The organism is Hyphomonas oceanitis, from assembly GCF_036964545.1.
GTDB lineage: Bacteria > Pseudomonadota > Alphaproteobacteria > Caulobacterales > Hyphomonadaceae > Hyphomonas > Hyphomonas oceanitis.
The window spans coordinates 779,984-795,155 of the sequence record NZ_JBALTL010000002.1 but is presented as its reverse complement, the minus strand read 5'-3'; the positions used below and the strand labels follow the sequence as shown (position 1 = coordinate 795,155).

The window sequence follows — 15,172 nt, the reverse complement described above, 5'->3', positions numbered from 1 at the left end:
TCTGAAACGCCCCGTTAACCGAGATCAGGCCATTCTGCATACGCTATAGAGGCAAAGATGCCGCCTGGCGCCCTGCGGAGGAAGACTGAGATGGACGATACCATCGTCGACATATTGCCATTGACGATTGTCGAGTTAGCGCCAGTCCGGGATGATCAGGGCCAGATCGTGGATTTCATCTGGGTCTATGCCAATGAGATGTCCAACCGGGTTGTGTTACCCGAAGGTGGGTCGATCGTCGGCCAGCGCGTGTGCGACATCGACCCCGCCTATCGTGAATCCGACATGTTTTCTGACGCTGTTCTCTGCATTGAGACGGGCCAGCCACGCGAATTGTTCAATAGCAGTCGCACACCAACGCCGCACGGACGCCTGAAGCACCTCGAAGGCACCGTTGTTCGCTACTCCATAATGCCAAAAGGCGACGGATGCGTAATCTGCTCGGTTGAAATAACCGATCTCGTTCATGCGCGCGATCAGGCCAATGACTGGCTGGAGATGTTTCGCTCGGCCTTTGACCATGCCGTGCAGGCGATCACGCTGACAACCGAAACCAGCCGCATCATCTATGCAAATCAGGCCCTGTACGACCTGCTTGGTTACGCGCCCGGAGAGCTCGAGGGGAAATCCAGCCAGGTTATCATGCGCCGCGAAGATCATGAGGCCGTGGTCAAAGCCGGCACGAAAATGTGGGGCGGCAAGATCGAACAGGAGATCATGGACGTGACGCTCATCGGCAAGTCCGGTGAAGAAATCATCGTCTCAACCGCCTTGACGAGCCTCTACTCCGAGGTGCGCGGCGAGCGCATCTTCATCTCGCATGCCCGCGATGTCCGCGCAGATCGCAAGCTCGCCCATGACCTCGCCACGGCGCTCCAGCGGGCGGAGCATGCCACGCAGCTGAAATCGGAATTCCTGGCCAATATGAGCCATGAATTGCGTACGCCGCTGAATGGCATTCTTGGTATGTCGCAGGTCCTCACGGGAGGAGAGCTGACAACGGCCCAGGCCGAACAGGTCAGCATTATCCTGGAATCGGGTCAATCGCTCCTGGCGATCTTGAATGACATACTGGATCTGTCCAAAATTGAAGCGGGTCGAATGGAGCTTTCCTTTGTCGAGGCGGACCTGCGACACAAGCTTAACCGCGTCTGCAAACTCTACGAGCCTGTCGCGCAAGAGAAGGGCATCAACCTGCGGCTCGTCATCGACCCCAGCGTGCCAGCACTCCTCATGCTCGACACAGTGCGTCTGCGGCAATGTGTGGGAAACCTGATCTCAAACGCCGTGAAGTTCACGGAAAAGGGCGACATCCTCATCGTTGCAACTGCTGAAACACGGGGCGAAGACACATCGCGGATCACGATCCACGTTTCTGACAACGGATGTGGAATCCCACACGAAAAGGTGGCGCAGATATTCGAATCCTTTGTTCAGGCCGACGGATCCACCACGCGAAAATATGGGGGTAGCGGCCTCGGCCTACCCATTTCACGAAAGCTCGCTCGCATGATGGGCGGCGACATCACTGTCGCCAGCGAGCTGAACAAGGGATCCATCTTTACCTTGACGCTCGAGAGCCAGATCGTGAGACAGGAGAGGCCCATCTCCGTTCCAAAACCTGCCCGAGACACCGATCTCGGAATAACCAGAAAAGCCTCGCTGGAGGATGGCCGCGTCGCACCCAGCGTACTTGTCGTGGATGACAACGCCATCAACCGCCGTGTCGCGCGGTCATTCCTTGAGCAGAACGATTATGAAGTTCATGAAGCATGTGATGGCCTGCAAGCGCTCATGAGGCTTGGCAATGAATTTTTCGACCTTGTGCTGATGGATATAAACATGCCTGAGCTGGACGGCCAACGCGCGCTGGACCGTCTGCGTGCCGGCGATGGCCCGAATGCAAGTGCTCCTGTGATCGCCCTCACCGCCGATTCCATGCGCGGTGACCGTGAGAAATATATCGCGCGAGGCTTCAATGGCTATGTGTCAAAGCCGATTGACCAGCGCTCGATCCTCACCGTTATGGAATCATGCCTTGCCGCAGCGCGGCCAAATCCGGACAGGCGCAGCGCCTAGGCTGTCTCGCCGAACAATTCCCGGCCGATCAGCCAGCGGCGGATCTCGCTCGTGCCCGCACCAATCTCGTAAAGCTTGGCATCGCGCAGCAGGCGGCCAGTCGGATATTCGTTGATATAGCCGTTACCACCAAGAATCTGGATGGCATCAAGGGCGAGCTTCGTGGCCGTTTCAGCCGCGTAGAGGATGGCGCCTGCAGCGTCCTTGCGGGCGGTCTCGCCCCGGTCGCAAGCCTTGGCGACGGCATAGACATAGGCCTTGGCCGCATTCATCTGAACGTACATGTCGGCGAGCTTGCCCTGGATCAGCTGGAACTCGCCAATCGACTGGCCGAACTGTTTGCGGTCGTGAATGTAGGGAATAACTACATCCATACAGGCCTGCATAATGCCCGTAGGGCCTGCTGACAGCACCGCGCGCTCATAGTCCAACCCGCTCATCAGGATACGTGCGCCAGCGCCCACCGGGCCCATGACGTTCTCTTCCGGCACTTCGCAATTGTCGAACACAAGTTCGCCCGTCTCGGACCCGCGCATGCCCAGCTTGTCCAGCTTCTGGGCCACAGAATAACCCTTGAAGCCCCGCTCAATCAGGAAGGCCGTGATGCCCTTGGAGCCGCCTTGCGGATCGGTCTTCGCGTACACAACCAGCGTGTCCGCATCCGGCGAATTGGTGATCCACATCTTGGTGCCGTTGAGCACATAGCGGTCGCCCTTCTTATCGGCGCGCAGTTTCATGGAAATCACGTCCGAGCCTGCGCCGCTCTCGCTCATGGCCAGGGCGCCGAGATGCTCGCCGGAGATCAGTTTCGGCAGGTAGCGCGCCTTCTGGTCGTCAGTGCCCCAGCGGCGCAGCTGGTTGACGCAAAGATTCGAGTGGGCACCGTAGGAGAGCCCAACCGATGCAGACGCGCGCGAGATTTCCTCCATCGCCACGACATGCTCGAGATAGCCAAGGCCTGTGCCGCCCCATTCCTCCTCGACCGTGATGCCGAGCAGGCCAAGCTCGCCCATCTTGGGCAGCAGGTCGCGCGGAAACGTGTCGGTCTTATCGATTTCCGCAGCGCGGGGCGCGATCTCGGCCTGGGCAAAGCTTGCCACGGTTTCGCGGATCATATCGGCGGTTTCGCCGAGATCGAAGTTCAGGGTGGGATATGTGTTCGGGATCATGCTGCCTGACTAGCAGGGCCTGCCCTGCCTGTCAGCGGAAAATACGTCAGGTGCGACGCACAAGGACACGCATGAGATAATATGCGGAAATCACGAGGATGACGCCGCTACCAAGCGCCAGCAGCGGCCCGATATAGATATCCGACGTGCGACCGGCCAGCTTGTATGCCTCGCGGAAGAAGCGGTCGATGCCGATCAGGAAACCGATAATGCCAAGCCCTGCAAGCAGCGCAAAAGGCCAGCCTTCGCGCATGACCTCATACCAGGTATCGTCGTGATAATTGTCATTCTCGGCGAGACGACGTTCGATCTCTTCGTCGCTGATGCGGACCTGCTCGAGGTCATCCACGAGGATCGGTTCTGCCGGTGGCAGCATGCCGCCGCCAAATTCGAGGGGCGATTCATATGACGGCGGCCGCGGCGTGCGGCGCCGTTCGATGCCTTCCGGCGGCCCCTTGGCCACGTCGATCACACTGGACGGCTCATCCACGCCGAGCGGATCGGCCAGCGCAGAAACCGCGCGAGTGATTTCGTCAATGCTGGGACCGTCATGGGAACTGTCATTGTCAGCGACGGGCGGCGTCTGGCCCGATGCGAGCGTTGCGTTCTCACCCAATATCCGCGTCAGGCGCTCGTTGACGGCGCGGGCGGCGGCTTGCGGAGAATTGCTGGCAGGCTTGGCCTTGGCGGCGGTCGCGCGGTCACCGTCAACACGGGTCTCCACGATGACGGCCCGCTCGCGCGGTGTCATCAGCGACGCAGCGACATCCAGCATGGGCGCCACGAGTGCCGACGGGACGGAGGCGCGACCCGACGGGTGCTCAAGGAACATGGCCTTTTCAGCGGCCCGGCGACGGACAAGCGCATCAATGACGCGCATTTCGCCCTCAATCTGACCCTTGCGCCAGAAGCTCAGCGCATCGGCGGCTTGCAGCCGGTCGCCACTATTGAGATGGGCCAGCACATCGGAGGCTATGAAGGCATCTATGCCAATATTGAACACGAAAGAGACCAGCGCATCGAACTCGTTCTGGCTCAGCGGGGCCAAAACACGGTCGACAATCGCCTGCTCGACGGCGAGCAAATCATGGTGGCGCAGAAGGAGTTCGGCGTCCTGAGAATTAACCGTCAGGCCTCTGCGGGCCGACTGGGTATGCCCGTATCCGATGATCCATATGCCCGTTGGCAACTGGGCCGCGCGCGCACGGAAACCCTCAAAGCTCTTGATGAGCTCGAGACCTTGTCGAGACGTTCGCATTGGCCGGGCCATTCGGATGGCTCCCGTATTGATACAATTGGACTTTTACTATCGCGCCACTCTGCAAATGGCGCGCCTGTTCGCCTGCGCGGCGAAATCACTGCTCAGAAACACCCCAAATTACAGCAAAACGAGGGTCGCGAGGCCCAGGAAACTGAAGAAAGCCATCACGTCTGTCAGCGTCAGAACGAAGACGGACGAGGCCACGGCAGGGTCGGCCCCAAGACGCTTTAGGCTCAGCGGAACGAGAATACCCGACAGCCCTGCCCACATGAACGTGGCCAGCATGGAGACGGCGATCACAAGGGCCAGCTTGACCTGATGGAACCAGAGGAAGGCGATGATGCCGACACCAATGGCGAAGATAACCCCGTTAACCGTACCGCTAAGGAATTCACGCAAAACGGCGCGGCGCGCGGCTGGACCGTCCAGCTCGCGCTCGGCGATGGCGCGAACGGCAACTGCGAGGCCCTGGCTGCCGGCATTGCCACCTAGCGCCGCGACAACCGGCATGAGCACGGCCAGCGCGACAAGCTGCTCAATCGTGCCCTCGAAGATGGAGATGATGGCGGATGCAATGAAGGCCGTGAAAAGATTCACCGCGAGCCAGGGCGCACGCGCCTTCACCGTGTCCCAGACACTGTCCGAACCGTCGGCAGAGCTGACGTTGAGAAGGGAGAGAAGGTCTTCCGTGTTTTCAGACTGGATGACGTCCACCATATCATCGACCGTGATCATCCCGACGAGGCGACCGGCAGCATCCTTTACCGGGGCGGAAGCCAGCGAGTATTTCTGGAACTGGTAGGCGACCTCCTCCTGATCCATATCGGTCGTAATGTTGGACATTGGGTCTTCCATGATGTCCGACAATTGCGAGTCGCGAGGTGTCCTAAGTAGCGTGGCCAGCGAGACAACGCCGATCAGGCGGTGCGCTGGGTCGGTGACATAAACCTCGTAGAAAACTTCCGGCAGTTCCGTTCCCAGCTTTCGGGCATGGTCGATGGAATGACCGACGGTCCAGAATTCGGGCAAGGCCACAAATTCTGTCTGCATGAGGCGGCCGGCGGTCTCTTCATCATAGGAGAGGCCACGCTCCAGCTGGGCCCGGTCAATAGGAGCAAGATCTTCAAGGATGCGCTCACGGCGATCATCCTCAAGGTCGTCCAGAATTGTGGTCGCATCATCGGAATCAAGCTCGTCGAGCGCGTTGACGACCGCGTGGTCCGGCAGAACATCAACGGCGCCTTCGCGATAGGAATCGCGCAGCTCGATCAGGATGTCCGGCGGGAGCTCTCCGCCGAGTAGCTCAACAGCTTCCTCGAACGTGTCATACGGCAATTGTTCCAGCGCATCGGCGGCATCGGCCGGGTGCATGCGCTGCAGCGTGCGAGCCAGCCAGCGGACGTCCCGTTCTTCAACGGCATCCGACATGTCCGCCAGCAGGGCCGCATCAATCTCGGCAGCGTCCGGCGCCGGAGGCATGGTTTGCGAAGTGTCCGTCATGGCGCTGTTCTTGCCGGGCTTAATGCGTTTCGGCAAGCGGAGTCATGAGCGGATCAGGCTTCGACGATGATCTCTTGCCGTATCAGAAAGAGAGCAGCGGAGAGATACCGCGGCTTCGCCTCGCCAAGCACTTCCTCCATACGGCCCTGTGCCTTCCGCCACAGCGGGCGAGCCCCTTTAGACTTAGGCAGACCATTCACGGGCAGCAGGACATGGGGATATTTTGAAGCCCCCCCCCTATTTCGTCCATTTGCAGTTTTCTGAGGGAGCATCAACGGAACACTTATTTGCATTGTCTTCGGGCAAAATTCACATTGACGATGAGATAAACGTGTATATACACTTTAATATCATTCTGTGTGTCGTGTCGACCCAAGCTGTCAGCCAGCCCTCCGTTTACCGGCATGCAACTTCCCCGTCTGGCCCATCGCCGGACGGGGCCTTTTCTCACCAGTGCGCCCTTGCGCACCCCATATAGTGTATATGCACTAACAGAAAGGCTTAGTAGATGAAAATCCTCGGCTTCTTCCCTATCGCAGTCTTCGTCGTCGCCGCATCCGTGCCGGCCGCCAATGCGCAAGCGATCATCTATCATTACGGACAGAACCAGGCTGAGACATGCGCCCAGCGTGTCGCTGTTCCGGACGAGAACTCGGACACTGTCCTGCATCTCTGCGAGGCTGCACTCAATGACGAGGCGCTATCACCCGCCACCCGTGCAGCCACGCTTGCCAATACGGGTATCATCCTGATGAGGCAGGGTAACCTGGACACCGCGCTATCGCATCTCCAAGATGCAAATGCCAGCGCCGCCGCATCGCCGGATATTGCCATCAATCTCGGCGCTGTGCTTGTCCGTCTTGGCCGATTTGATGAGGCAATTGACGTACTTTCATATCCCCAGACAGTTAGCCCCAAGCGCCAGCATGTCGCGTACTACAATCGCGCCTTGGCCCACTGGGCACGCAATGACATCGCCCTTGCCTATGAAGACCTAAAAACGGCGACCGCCATAAAGCCAGACTATGTGGCCGCCCGTGACATGCTTCAGTATTTCAAGATCGCTCAGGTCGAGTGACGGTTAGCCACGCGCATCGGCATCGAGGATACGCTGGGTTTCAGACGCCAGCATCCGCTTCTCCTCGGCAATTATGTTTTCCACCGCGAATGCCGCATTCGGCACGGCGCCGGGGTCTTCTGCATAGTCCTTCGGACCATAGTCGTCAGCGACGAAAGCCCTGACCCAGTCTGATAGCGGCCCGCCGGCCCGGTCACAGGCAGCAAGCAGTTCAGCGAGGATCTGGCGCTGGGCCAGCAAGCGGCCCTCTAGTGTGGCATCAAGCATCTCGGTCATGGCGTCCTCCTGCAAAACATTGCGATGCAAAAGGGGCCGATGCCAATGGCACCGGCCCCGGATCTACTTGTATGGGATCCTAGGCGATCGGGATCCAGTATGGCGTATGGCCATAGTGGGAGTAAATCGCTGCACCATAGATGCGGTCCTTCAACCGATCATATTCGTCTTTACCGAGTGTCGGTGCGGCCTTCAGCTGATCAGTCGTCATGTTGACCACATAACCGTCCTTGCGCTCGTCATAGTCCAGCGATTGCCAAGGCAGAGGGTGATATTGCTCACCGATGCCAAGGAAACCACCGAAGGACATGACGGCGTAGGCGACCTTGCCTTCGTATTTGTCGATCATGATTGCGTCGACCGTGCCGAGCTTCTCACCAGCTGCGTTATAGACGTGCGTGCCTTCAACGCGGGCCGAGCTAATCAGCGCATTGTTCGATTGGGTGGATGGGCGTGTCATTGTATCAGTCATGCTTTCCTCTCCATTCATTTGGGTTCGGGATTATAACCCCTTGGTGAATCAACAGATGACGGCGATTAGCGTTCCCTAATTTCCGCGAAATTTCCACACCCTGCGCCGACGCTTAAAAAGATGCTGAGGGGTCGGTTAATCTGCGGGAACCAAAACGCACATCGGCAGTTCTAAACTGCATGAAACGAACGTCCTCCCCCCAACAGTCATTTACTGCCACCCTTCGGAGAGGCGGAAACCTCGCTAGCCTGCGCCATGTAATATCGACCGGTAACATCCGTGCCGCTTGTGCTATGGTTTTTACCGGACTCGCGTGTGCGCTGACATGCGTGGCACAGCGCGCCCGCCTCGCGACCAGTCTGCGGCGACGTAAAGTCCTGCTTCTGACCTACCAGGGTCCCACCCACCAGCACATTCAGGCCTGACCAAAGCCACCCTTCCGGGTGGCTTTTTCATGACGGCTTCTCTTTGCGTATGAGCCAGCGATATATGCCGAACACGTTCACGGCTGTCAGCGCCACATTCTGTATGATCAGCGGCGGCTCGCCTTTGAAAGTGCCCACAATCACCCAGACAATTGACGAGACCGTGAATACAATAAAGGCATAGCCTGTAATCTTGCGGCTGAGATTGGCTGACACGAGCACGGCAGCAACAATGCCGGTCGCCATGGCCAGATATCCAAGAAAATCACTCATATCCGAAATCCCCCGCGCATTATCCACAGCGCTGGAAGACATACGTGACCCATACCGAAAGGTTGCGATGTGCGGATTGTCACGGAAGGCTGGCCCCCAAAAGAGGGCCAGATGGTGCGGTCAAGAGGACTCGAACCTCCACGGGTTGCCCCACAGCGACCTCAACGCTGCGCGTCTACCAATTCCGCCATGACCGCACACTGGTCTGTAATAGGCAGACGGGCCGTATAAGGCGCGCGCTAACCTTTGTGAAGCCCCGATTATCGCCTATATGCCACCTATCATGCAGAAATTTCCTGACGTCGACTGGGCCGTTTCCAATGCCCCGATACCATATGAGGCCGCAATCGCCTTTATGGAGGCCCGTGCGCGGGCGATTCGGGAGGGCGAAGCGCCCGAACTCGTCTGGTTTCTGGAGCATCCGCCGCTCTACACATCCGGCACCTCCGCCAAGGTCGAAGACCTCAAAGCACCAGATCGTTTCCCCGTGTTTGATGCAGGTCGTGGCGGCCAGTACACGTATCACGGACCCGGCCAGAGGGTTGCCTATGTGCTGCTCGACGTATCGGCCCGTGGACGTGACGTGCGCGCGTTCGTGCAGAACCTGGAAACCTGGATCATTACAGCCCTCGCCGCTTTCAATGTAGAGGCAGGCCCGCGTGACGGCCGCGTCGGCGTCTGGGTCGACCGCACACAGGCGAGTGGCTCATTGCGTGAAGACAAGATCGCCGCGATCGGCGTGCGGCTGAAACGCTGGGTCAGCTATCACGGCATTTCGCTGAACGTGGAGCCGGACCTCGAGCATTTCTCGGGAATCACGCCCTGCGGCATCGCTGATCCGCGCTATGGGGTCACCAGCCTGGTCGATCTCGGCATTCCGGCCAGTATGGACGACGTCGACATCGCCCTGCGTGATGCCTTTGAGCGCGTCTTCGCGAGCCGCCTTGTGACCGTTCCGTGTCCGCTTCAGGCGGTTTCGTAGGGCCGACGCAGGCCTTCATTTTCAGGAATGTGGCTACCGGTGTGGAATTCCCCTACGCCGCCATTCGGCATGCGGGCGACGTAAAGCAGCGTCCAAAGCATGGCGCCGAATGAGGCCAGCATCCAGATAGGGATAGCCATGCCGAGGCCACCACCAATTGCCATCTGACGCGCTGTCTGCGGTTCAGCAGGCGGGCCACGCCGCTGCGGGGCTTTCGCATTCTCTTCCGCCTTGGCAGCAGCGGCTTTCGCAGGGTCGGCAGCAATTTCCTTTTCCAGCGCCACCTTGGCGACCTGCGCCTCATGCTGTGCAATGCCACCTGCCACGCCGCCTGCAAAGGCCAGCATGGCAAGGATCAGCGGGATCAACACAATACCCGCCAGCAGGGTGGAGCGCCCAGCCTCGGCCAGCCTACGCAGGTGCGCCACGAAGGATGTGTACTCGGTCACCAGCACGAACACGACGAAGGGCACCAGAAGCGTCGGCACAGGCACGGGGCCCAGATTGACCGGCTTGTTCAGCATCGCCGTCTGCACGCCTGCCACGGCCAGCACAGCCACCACACAGGTCGGCACGATGTAGAGCAGCAGGCGCCCCATGAACATGAAGGTCCACGCCCGGCTGAAATGCAACTTGCTGGACTTGCCCATCGGATTGAACAGGGTCTGGATCCAGTTCATCGCAGCCGGGTCGTCACGGCGATCAAGGATCCAGGGGCGGTGCGGGTCGATCATGGCGGAAGAATCTTGCATCGGTGATGTGTCCTGCGAAAGCATCAAGAGAATGTGCCGGGCTGGTCTGACCTGGCGGTTGGCGGGCCATAAACATTGCTGGAGGGATCAGACTTCAGCCGTCCGCCGATAAGACCAAGAATACCGCTGGCGATCAGGAAGGTGACAATCGTGGTCAGAACGGATTGCCGCGCGAGTTTCTGAGCGTCCTGGGTCATGGCCTCGAACGCCGCCGCAATGCCGCCGGACTGCGCCACTTTCTGGAATTCCGCCTGCATCGAGAAGGCATCTGGCGAAAGGACAGGCAGAAGGAAGGCACTGCCCACCGTGACGATGAAGAAATAGCCGGCGAGGAAGGCCAGATAGAACCACGCCGTGCGGCCACCATCATGCAGCCGTTTGCCGAACACGCAGACATAGGAGAATACCAGCGGGTATTGCAGGATGCCGAAAGCTGGCGCGACGAGTGCTGAAGCGATCTGAACGAGCATCATGATTCCCGTGAGCAGGATCAGGCCGCGACCGAAGTCGCTGGAGCCAATACGGCCCTTGGGGCTGAGCAGGACATGTTGCACGTCCATGAGTGGGCAGTCTCCTCGGTATGACGCCGTTTGACGCCCGTATTAGCGCCTTTGGCGCCTCTTATCAATAAACGATAAATTCATGCAAGACAAAAGAGCCGGAGACGGCCTCCGGCTCTTGAAAGTCACATATCACACTGCCCTTTGGCTCAGGCGAATGTGTCGACCGGGCCCATGCCAGGCGGTGGGCCATACTTGTTCGGTCCAGGCGTGGACTTGAACAGGCCCATCACAAAGCCGATCACGCCAGTGACGATAGCGGTCGACAGTATGCTCGGGAGTAGCTGCGCCTGCGCCACCTTCTTGGAAGCCTCCATACTGGCAGCCAGTACCGCGCCCGGATCGTTGCTGGAGGAAATATCTTCCATGTCGCGCATCATTTCTGCCTGTAAGGCCGCGGCATCCACGCCGAACAAGGCAGGCAAAATGAAGCTGAGGACCGTCGACAGGATGATCGCGAGCACGACCATGCCGATCGTGATCCAGCCGGTCTGATCCGCGTCATGGAAACGCTTCACATGCAGCACAATCCACGGCCACACGACGACAAGCCCAAGCAGGCCGAGAAAGGGCGAAACAAACGCCGACAAAACCGAGACAACGGCGCTGATGACGAACAGCGTGATCACGCCGCGCCAGTAAGTGGGCTGGTCGATACGCCCGTTCGGGCTGAGATAAAGATTCATGGGGCTCTCCCTGCATGGCCTTCACGCAGGGTAACGGAAACACCGGCCCGGGGCCAGTGAAATGCCTATAATTGCCTTATCAACTCAGACCGATCAGGCGAACTCGACCATGATCTCGTCAGCCGCAACGCTGGCGCCCGCTTCGACATTGATCGCTTTCACGGTGCCGGTTGCTTCTGCGCGGATGATGTTCTGCATCTTCATCGCCTCAACCACGCAGACGGCTTCACCAGCCTGCACTTCCTGGCCGACTTCCACATCCATCGACACGACAAGGCCCGGCATCGGCGAGATGACGAGTTTCGACGTATCCGGCTTTTCCTTCTCGGGCAGGCGCGAATGCAGATCTGCCACGGTTGGCGTGCAAACCAACGCGCGCAGGGCCACGCCGCGATGGCGGAAGAGATAGCCTTCGGTCCGGTCAGCAAACTTCACAGCAAAGGACTTTCCGTCCAGCACGCCCTCGATCAGGTGCTGGCCAGGCTCCCAGCTCGTCACCAGCGAATGCGGCTTGCCGCCATTGATCGTGATTTGCGCGTCACCATCCTCACCCAGTTCAAGTTGCACCGGATGATGCTTGTCGCCCAGGATGACGACCCAGTCCTTGCGTGCTTCCGGTACGGGCGACATGCGCCCTGTGACCAGCTGCGCGCGGCGCGACATGAAGCCGTGGACATAAGCGGCAGATGCAATCAGCTGCGTCTCCTGCAGCTTCGTCGGCTCGACGCCGTGGAAGCCCTCGGGGAACTCGTCCTTGATGTATGCCGTGGTGATATTGCCGGACCGGAAGCGCTTCTCGTCCATCACAGCCGCAATGAACGGGATATTGTCCTGGATGCCTTCAATGTAGAAACGGTCGAGCGCTTCGGCCTGTGTGTCGAGCGCCGTGTCGCGATCCTTGCCCCAAGTGATAAGCTTGGCGATCATCGGGTCGTAGAACATGGAAATCTCGTCGCCTTCGCGCACACCGCTGTCCATGCGCACTTCGCCCTTGCCCAGCTTGCCTTCGACAGGCGGATGGAAGCGCTTGAGGCGGCCAATGGACGGCAGGAAGTTGCGATACGGATCTTCCGCATACACACGGGTTTCGACGGCCCAGCCATTGATACCGATATCAGACTGCTTGAGCTTCATCGTCTCGCCATAGGCGGACAGCAGCATCTGCTCGACGAGGTCGACGCCGGTGATCATCTCGGTGACCGGGTGCTCCACCTGCAGGCGGGTGTTCATTTCAAGGAAGTAGAAGCCCTTGTCCTTGCCGGAGGCCACGAATTCCACCGTGCCAGCGCTGTCATAGTTCACAGCCTTGGCAAGCGCGACAGCCTGTTCGCCCATCTTCTTGCGCGTTTCGGGATCGAGCAGCGGCGAAGGCGCCTCTTCGATAACCTTCTGGTTCCGACGCTGGATCGAGCATTCGCGTTCGTTCAGGTAGATGCAGTTGCCATGTTTGTCACCGAGCACCTGGATCTCGATGTGGCGCGGCTCGAGGATGAATTTCTCGATGAAGACGCGGTCGTCGCCGAAGGACGATTTTGCTTCGGCCTTAACGGCCGGGAAGCCCTCTTCGACTTCCTTGTCATTGGCCGCGACACGGATGCCCTTGCCGCCGCCGCCTGCCGACGCCTTGATCATCACAGGATAGCCGATCTCTTTGGAGATCTTCACGGCTTCCTTCGTGTCCTCGATCAGGCCCATATGGCCCGGCACGGTCGACACGCCGGCTTCAGCAGCCAGCTTCTTCGATGAAATCTTGTCGCCCATGGCTTCGATGGCGTGTGCGTTCGGGCCGATCCAGCCGATGCCCTCTTTTTCGAGACGTTTGGCGAAAGCCGGGTTCTCGGAAAGGAAACCAAAGCCTGGGTGGATGGCCTCGGCGCCGGTCTTCTTCACCGCGTCGATGATCTTATCGGCCACGAGGTAGGATTCAGACGCTGGCGAGCCGCCGATATGGACCGTCTCATCGGCCATCTCCACGGCCATCGAGCCAGCGTCGGCATCGGAATAAACGACCACAGTTTTCACGCCCAGGCGGCGGCATGTCTTGATCACGCGAACAGCAATTTCGCCGCGGTTGGCTATCAGAATCTTCTTGAACATTTCACCCCTAGCCTGTTTGGCAATTCATATCGGGTTCGAGTTAAGCTGCGGGCTCGCTCTTGTCCACACTGCCCAAGCGTCAAATTGGCTTGCCAGAACCGGCTACGCATGTTAGCAAACGCTCACAATAGATAGTGAGCGTTCACATGCAATTCATTCGTCTCGACCTGGAAGCCCTCGTAAATGAAGGGCAAATCTCACCCGAAGAGGCCACACGCCTGAAAGGCTTTGCCCTGCCAGACCGGAAGGGCAGCCTGTTCATCAACCTGCTCCTGATCTTCGGGGCGCTCTCGGTCGCTGCGGGAACGATCGCACTTGTACCCAATCCGGCCACGGGCCTTATGCTTGCGCTGGCCGCGCTTGGCGGGGCTGAGGCCTTGCGACGCATAGATGTCGACGCCTCACTGAAAATCCTCGGCGCCGGGCTCACCCTGATGGGGGCGCTCGGTCTTGCTGGCTGGGTCGGATGGGAGTTCCGCGAATCGGCAGAGTCGCTCTACCCGACGCTGGCCATCGCGGGGGTGCTGGGTGCGGCGGCCGTCTGGTACCGTTCGCCCTTCCTCGTGGCGCCCGCTGTGCTCGCCCTCGGCGCAACGCTGGGCTCAGGCACAGGCTACTGGCATGCCAGCTATGGCATCTTCGTTGAGGAGCCGACACTGACCATCCTCTTGTTCGGCGCCCTGACAGCCGGGTTCTATGCTTTACGCGGCAAGCTCGCGGACGCCCATGAAAGCCTCGCCACCATCGCGGCGCGGACATCGCTTTTCATGATCAATTTCGCCTTCTGGGTCGGCACGCTCTGGGGCGACCACATCGGCCAGCACTGGTTAGCGCCGGACGAATGGCGCGCCCGTCAGAACTGGGAGGCGCAGGCGATTGACATCCCTGACGAGGTCTTCACGCTCGGTTGGGCGGCATTTCTGATCGCCATGATCGTGAAAGCCCGGCGCGGTGGCTTTCTCTCGACGCTATCGATCGTCTTCCTGTCGATTCACTTCTACACCCAGTATTTCGAACTGCTGGGCGCCAATCCGGGCAGCCTTGTCGTCGGCGGTGTCATTCTGGTGGGACTGGCCGTCGGCGGCGCACGCCTTTTCCGAGCCAGCCGGGCCTAGTCCTCGAGCTTTTCGATATCCGCTTCAAAGGCCCTGACGCGGGCCGTGACGGCCACGAGGAAGGCCGTCGACCAGCCAATCAGCAGAAAACCGTTGGCGGCCTCTGCCGCGCCGAGCATACGCCAGTCATCGCCGAGCACGACGTCGCCAAACCCAACCGTCGTGAAAGCGGAGGTCGAAAAGTACAACGCCTCCTCCAGTCCACTGAACTGGCCAAGGCCCAGATAGGCAAAGGCATAGGTCCATATCTGTACCGAATGCAGACCGAACAGGCTGATGACAACGAACAGGATAGAGACGCCCTGCCCGAAAACCGAGGTCAGGTTGACCGGATGCACCCGCCGCTCGCGCAGTATGGCAGATAACACGACAAGGCCCACGAAGTGGATTGTGAAAGTCAGCGTGACCATGCCGCTCGCAACAAGAAGGTTTAGCCAGAGCATGGAA

15 protein-coding genes and 1 tRNA gene are annotated in these 15,172 nt (G+C 59.4%); 4 read left to right on the top strand and 12 right to left on the bottom strand.

Features of this window, described 5'->3' with window-relative positions; genetic code table 11:
• Positions 1 to 90: 90 nt before the first annotated feature.
• Positions 91 to 2,079 (top strand): ATP-binding protein, encoded by a 1,989-nt coding sequence (locus tag V7651_RS08850; protein WP_335612948.1) that lies wholly within the window; start codon positions 91 to 93, stop codon positions 2,077 to 2,079.
• On the opposite strand, the gene V7651_RS08845 is transcribed toward V7651_RS08850, so the two are convergent.
• The 3 genes from V7651_RS08845 to mgtE form a co-directional block, all read right to left on the bottom strand.
• Positions 2,076 to 3,248 carry an isovaleryl-CoA dehydrogenase gene (locus tag V7651_RS08845; RefSeq protein WP_035534598.1) on the bottom strand — a complete coding sequence of 391 codons (1,173 nt, stop codon included), beginning with the start codon at positions 3,246 to 3,248 and terminating at the stop codon, positions 2,076 to 2,078. The two genes, V7651_RS08850 and V7651_RS08845, sit on opposite strands and share 4 nt — an antisense overlap.
• A gap of 46 nt (positions 3,249 to 3,294) precedes the next feature.
• On the bottom strand, positions 3,295 to 4,518 hold the full coding sequence (locus V7651_RS08840; RefSeq protein ID WP_335612947.1) for a lysozyme: 1,224 nt from the start codon (positions 4,516 to 4,518) through the stop codon (positions 3,295 to 3,297).
• 108 nt (positions 4,519 to 4,626) lie between these two features.
• Complete coding sequence (mgtE, locus tag V7651_RS08835; RefSeq protein ID WP_335612946.1) at positions 4,627 to 6,045, bottom strand: magnesium transporter; 1,419 nt, start codon at positions 6,043 to 6,045, stop codon at positions 4,627 to 4,629.
• Between the two features lie 472 nt (positions 6,046 to 6,517).
• Between mgtE and V7651_RS08830 the strand changes: the two genes are divergently transcribed.
• On the top strand, positions 6,518 to 7,087 hold the full coding sequence (locus tag V7651_RS08830) for a tetratricopeptide repeat protein (protein WP_335612945.1): 570 nt from the start codon (positions 6,518 to 6,520) through the stop codon (positions 7,085 to 7,087).
• A 3-nt stretch (positions 7,088 to 7,090) separates the two neighbouring features.
• Here V7651_RS08830 and V7651_RS08825 read toward each other — a convergent pair whose 3' ends face one another.
• The 4 genes from V7651_RS08825 to V7651_RS08810 all read right to left on the bottom strand — a co-directional run bounded on the left by V7651_RS08825 (position 7,091) and on the right by V7651_RS08810 (position 8,730).
• Positions 7,091 to 7,363: a hypothetical protein gene (locus V7651_RS08825; RefSeq protein WP_035534606.1), complete on the bottom strand. Its 273-nt coding sequence runs from the start codon at positions 7,361 to 7,363 to the stop codon at positions 7,091 to 7,093.
• A gap of 79 nt (positions 7,364 to 7,442) precedes the next feature.
• Complete coding sequence (locus V7651_RS08820) at positions 7,443 to 7,835, bottom strand: PRC-barrel domain-containing protein (protein ID WP_335590530.1); 393 nt, start codon at positions 7,833 to 7,835, stop codon at positions 7,443 to 7,445.
• A 452-nt stretch (positions 7,836 to 8,287) separates the two neighbouring features.
• A complete protein-coding gene (locus V7651_RS08815) occupies positions 8,288 to 8,533 on the bottom strand; it encodes a hypothetical protein (protein WP_035534610.1) in 246 nt (81 codons plus the stop codon).
• Positions 8,534 to 8,645: 112 nt separating this feature from the next.
• Positions 8,646 to 8,730 (bottom strand) — tRNA-Leu (locus tag V7651_RS08810).
• An 86-nt stretch (positions 8,731 to 8,816) separates the two neighbouring features.
• Here V7651_RS08810 and lipB point away from each other — a divergent pair.
• Positions 8,817 to 9,515: a lipoyl(octanoyl) transferase LipB gene (gene lipB / locus V7651_RS08805; protein ID WP_335612944.1), complete on the top strand. Its 699-nt coding sequence runs from the start codon at positions 8,817 to 8,819 to the stop codon at positions 9,513 to 9,515.
• Here lipB and V7651_RS08800 read toward each other — a convergent pair.
• The 4 genes from V7651_RS08800 to V7651_RS08785 form a co-directional block, all read right to left on the bottom strand.
• The gene (locus V7651_RS08800; protein ID WP_335590528.1) at positions 9,500 to 10,267 is read right to left on the bottom strand and encodes a hypothetical protein; all 768 of its coding nucleotides are present in this window, start codon (positions 10,265 to 10,267) and stop codon (positions 9,500 to 9,502) included. The two genes, lipB and V7651_RS08800, sit on opposite strands and share 16 nt — an antisense overlap.
• Positions 10,268 to 10,290: 23 nt before the next feature.
• Positions 10,291 to 10,827, bottom strand: a complete 537-nt coding sequence (locus V7651_RS08795; protein ID WP_035534616.1) for a DUF805 domain-containing protein — start codon at positions 10,825 to 10,827, stop codon at positions 10,291 to 10,293.
• 149 nt (positions 10,828 to 10,976) lie between these two features.
• Positions 10,977 to 11,513 (bottom strand): DUF805 domain-containing protein, encoded by a 537-nt coding sequence (locus tag V7651_RS08790; RefSeq protein WP_335612943.1) that lies wholly within the window; start codon positions 11,511 to 11,513, stop codon positions 10,977 to 10,979.
• A 93-nt stretch (positions 11,514 to 11,606) separates the two neighbouring features.
• Complete coding sequence (locus tag V7651_RS08785) at positions 11,607 to 13,610, bottom strand: acetyl-CoA carboxylase biotin carboxylase subunit (RefSeq protein ID WP_035534618.1); 2,004 nt, start codon at positions 13,608 to 13,610, stop codon at positions 11,607 to 11,609.
• A 146-nt stretch (positions 13,611 to 13,756) separates the two neighbouring features.
• On the opposite strand from V7651_RS08785, the gene V7651_RS08780 reads away from it, so the two are divergent.
• Complete coding sequence (locus V7651_RS08780) at positions 13,757 to 14,725, top strand: hypothetical protein (protein WP_335612942.1); 969 nt, start codon at positions 13,757 to 13,759, stop codon at positions 14,723 to 14,725.
• Here the strand turns inward: V7651_RS08780 and V7651_RS08775 are convergent.
• Positions 14,722 to 15,168, bottom strand: a complete 447-nt coding sequence (locus V7651_RS08775; protein WP_035534623.1) for an ion channel — start codon at positions 15,166 to 15,168, stop codon at positions 14,722 to 14,724. The two genes, V7651_RS08780 and V7651_RS08775, sit on opposite strands and share 4 nt — an antisense overlap.
• Between the last annotated feature and the right edge of the window lie 4 nt (positions 15,169 to 15,172).

Coding starts and splice junctions, on each gene's coding strand:
- V7651_RS08850 (WP_335612948.1), top strand. CDS start 91: ATGGACGATACCATCGTCGACATATTGCCATTGACGATTGTCGAGTTA.
- V7651_RS08845 (WP_035534598.1), bottom strand. CDS start 3,248: ATGATCCCGAACACATATCCCACCCTGAACTTCGATCTCGGCGAAACC.
- V7651_RS08840 (WP_335612947.1), bottom strand. CDS start 4,518: ATGGCCCGGCCAATGCGAACGTCTCGACAAGGTCTCGAGCTCATCAAG.
- V7651_RS08830 (WP_335612945.1), top strand. CDS start 6,518: ATGAAAATCCTCGGCTTCTTCCCTATCGCAGTCTTCGTCGTCGCCGCA.
- V7651_RS08825 (WP_035534606.1), bottom strand. CDS start 7,363: ATGACCGAGATGCTTGATGCCACACTAGAGGGCCGCTTGCTGGCCCAG.
- V7651_RS08820 (WP_335590530.1), bottom strand. CDS start 7,835: ATGACTGATACAATGACACGCCCATCCACCCAATCGAACAATGCGCTG.
- V7651_RS08815 (WP_035534610.1), bottom strand. CDS start 8,533: ATGAGTGATTTTCTTGGATATCTGGCCATGGCGACCGGCATTGTTGCT.
- lipB (WP_335612944.1), top strand. CDS start 8,817: ATGCAGAAATTTCCTGACGTCGACTGGGCCGTTTCCAATGCCCCGATA.
- V7651_RS08800 (WP_335590528.1), bottom strand. CDS start 10,267: ATGCAAGATTCTTCCGCCATGATCGACCCGCACCGCCCCTGGATCCTT.
- V7651_RS08795 (WP_035534616.1), bottom strand. CDS start 10,827: ATGGACGTGCAACATGTCCTGCTCAGCCCCAAGGGCCGTATTGGCTCC.
- V7651_RS08790 (WP_335612943.1), bottom strand. CDS start 11,513: ATGAATCTTTATCTCAGCCCGAACGGGCGTATCGACCAGCCCACTTAC.
- V7651_RS08785 (WP_035534618.1), bottom strand. CDS start 13,610: ATGTTCAAGAAGATTCTGATAGCCAACCGCGGCGAAATTGCTGTTCGC.
- V7651_RS08780 (WP_335612942.1), top strand. CDS start 13,757: ATGCAATTCATTCGTCTCGACCTGGAAGCCCTCGTAAATGAAGGGCAA.
- V7651_RS08775 (WP_035534623.1), bottom strand. CDS start 15,168: ATGCTCTGGCTAAACCTTCTTGTTGCGAGCGGCATGGTCACGCTGACT.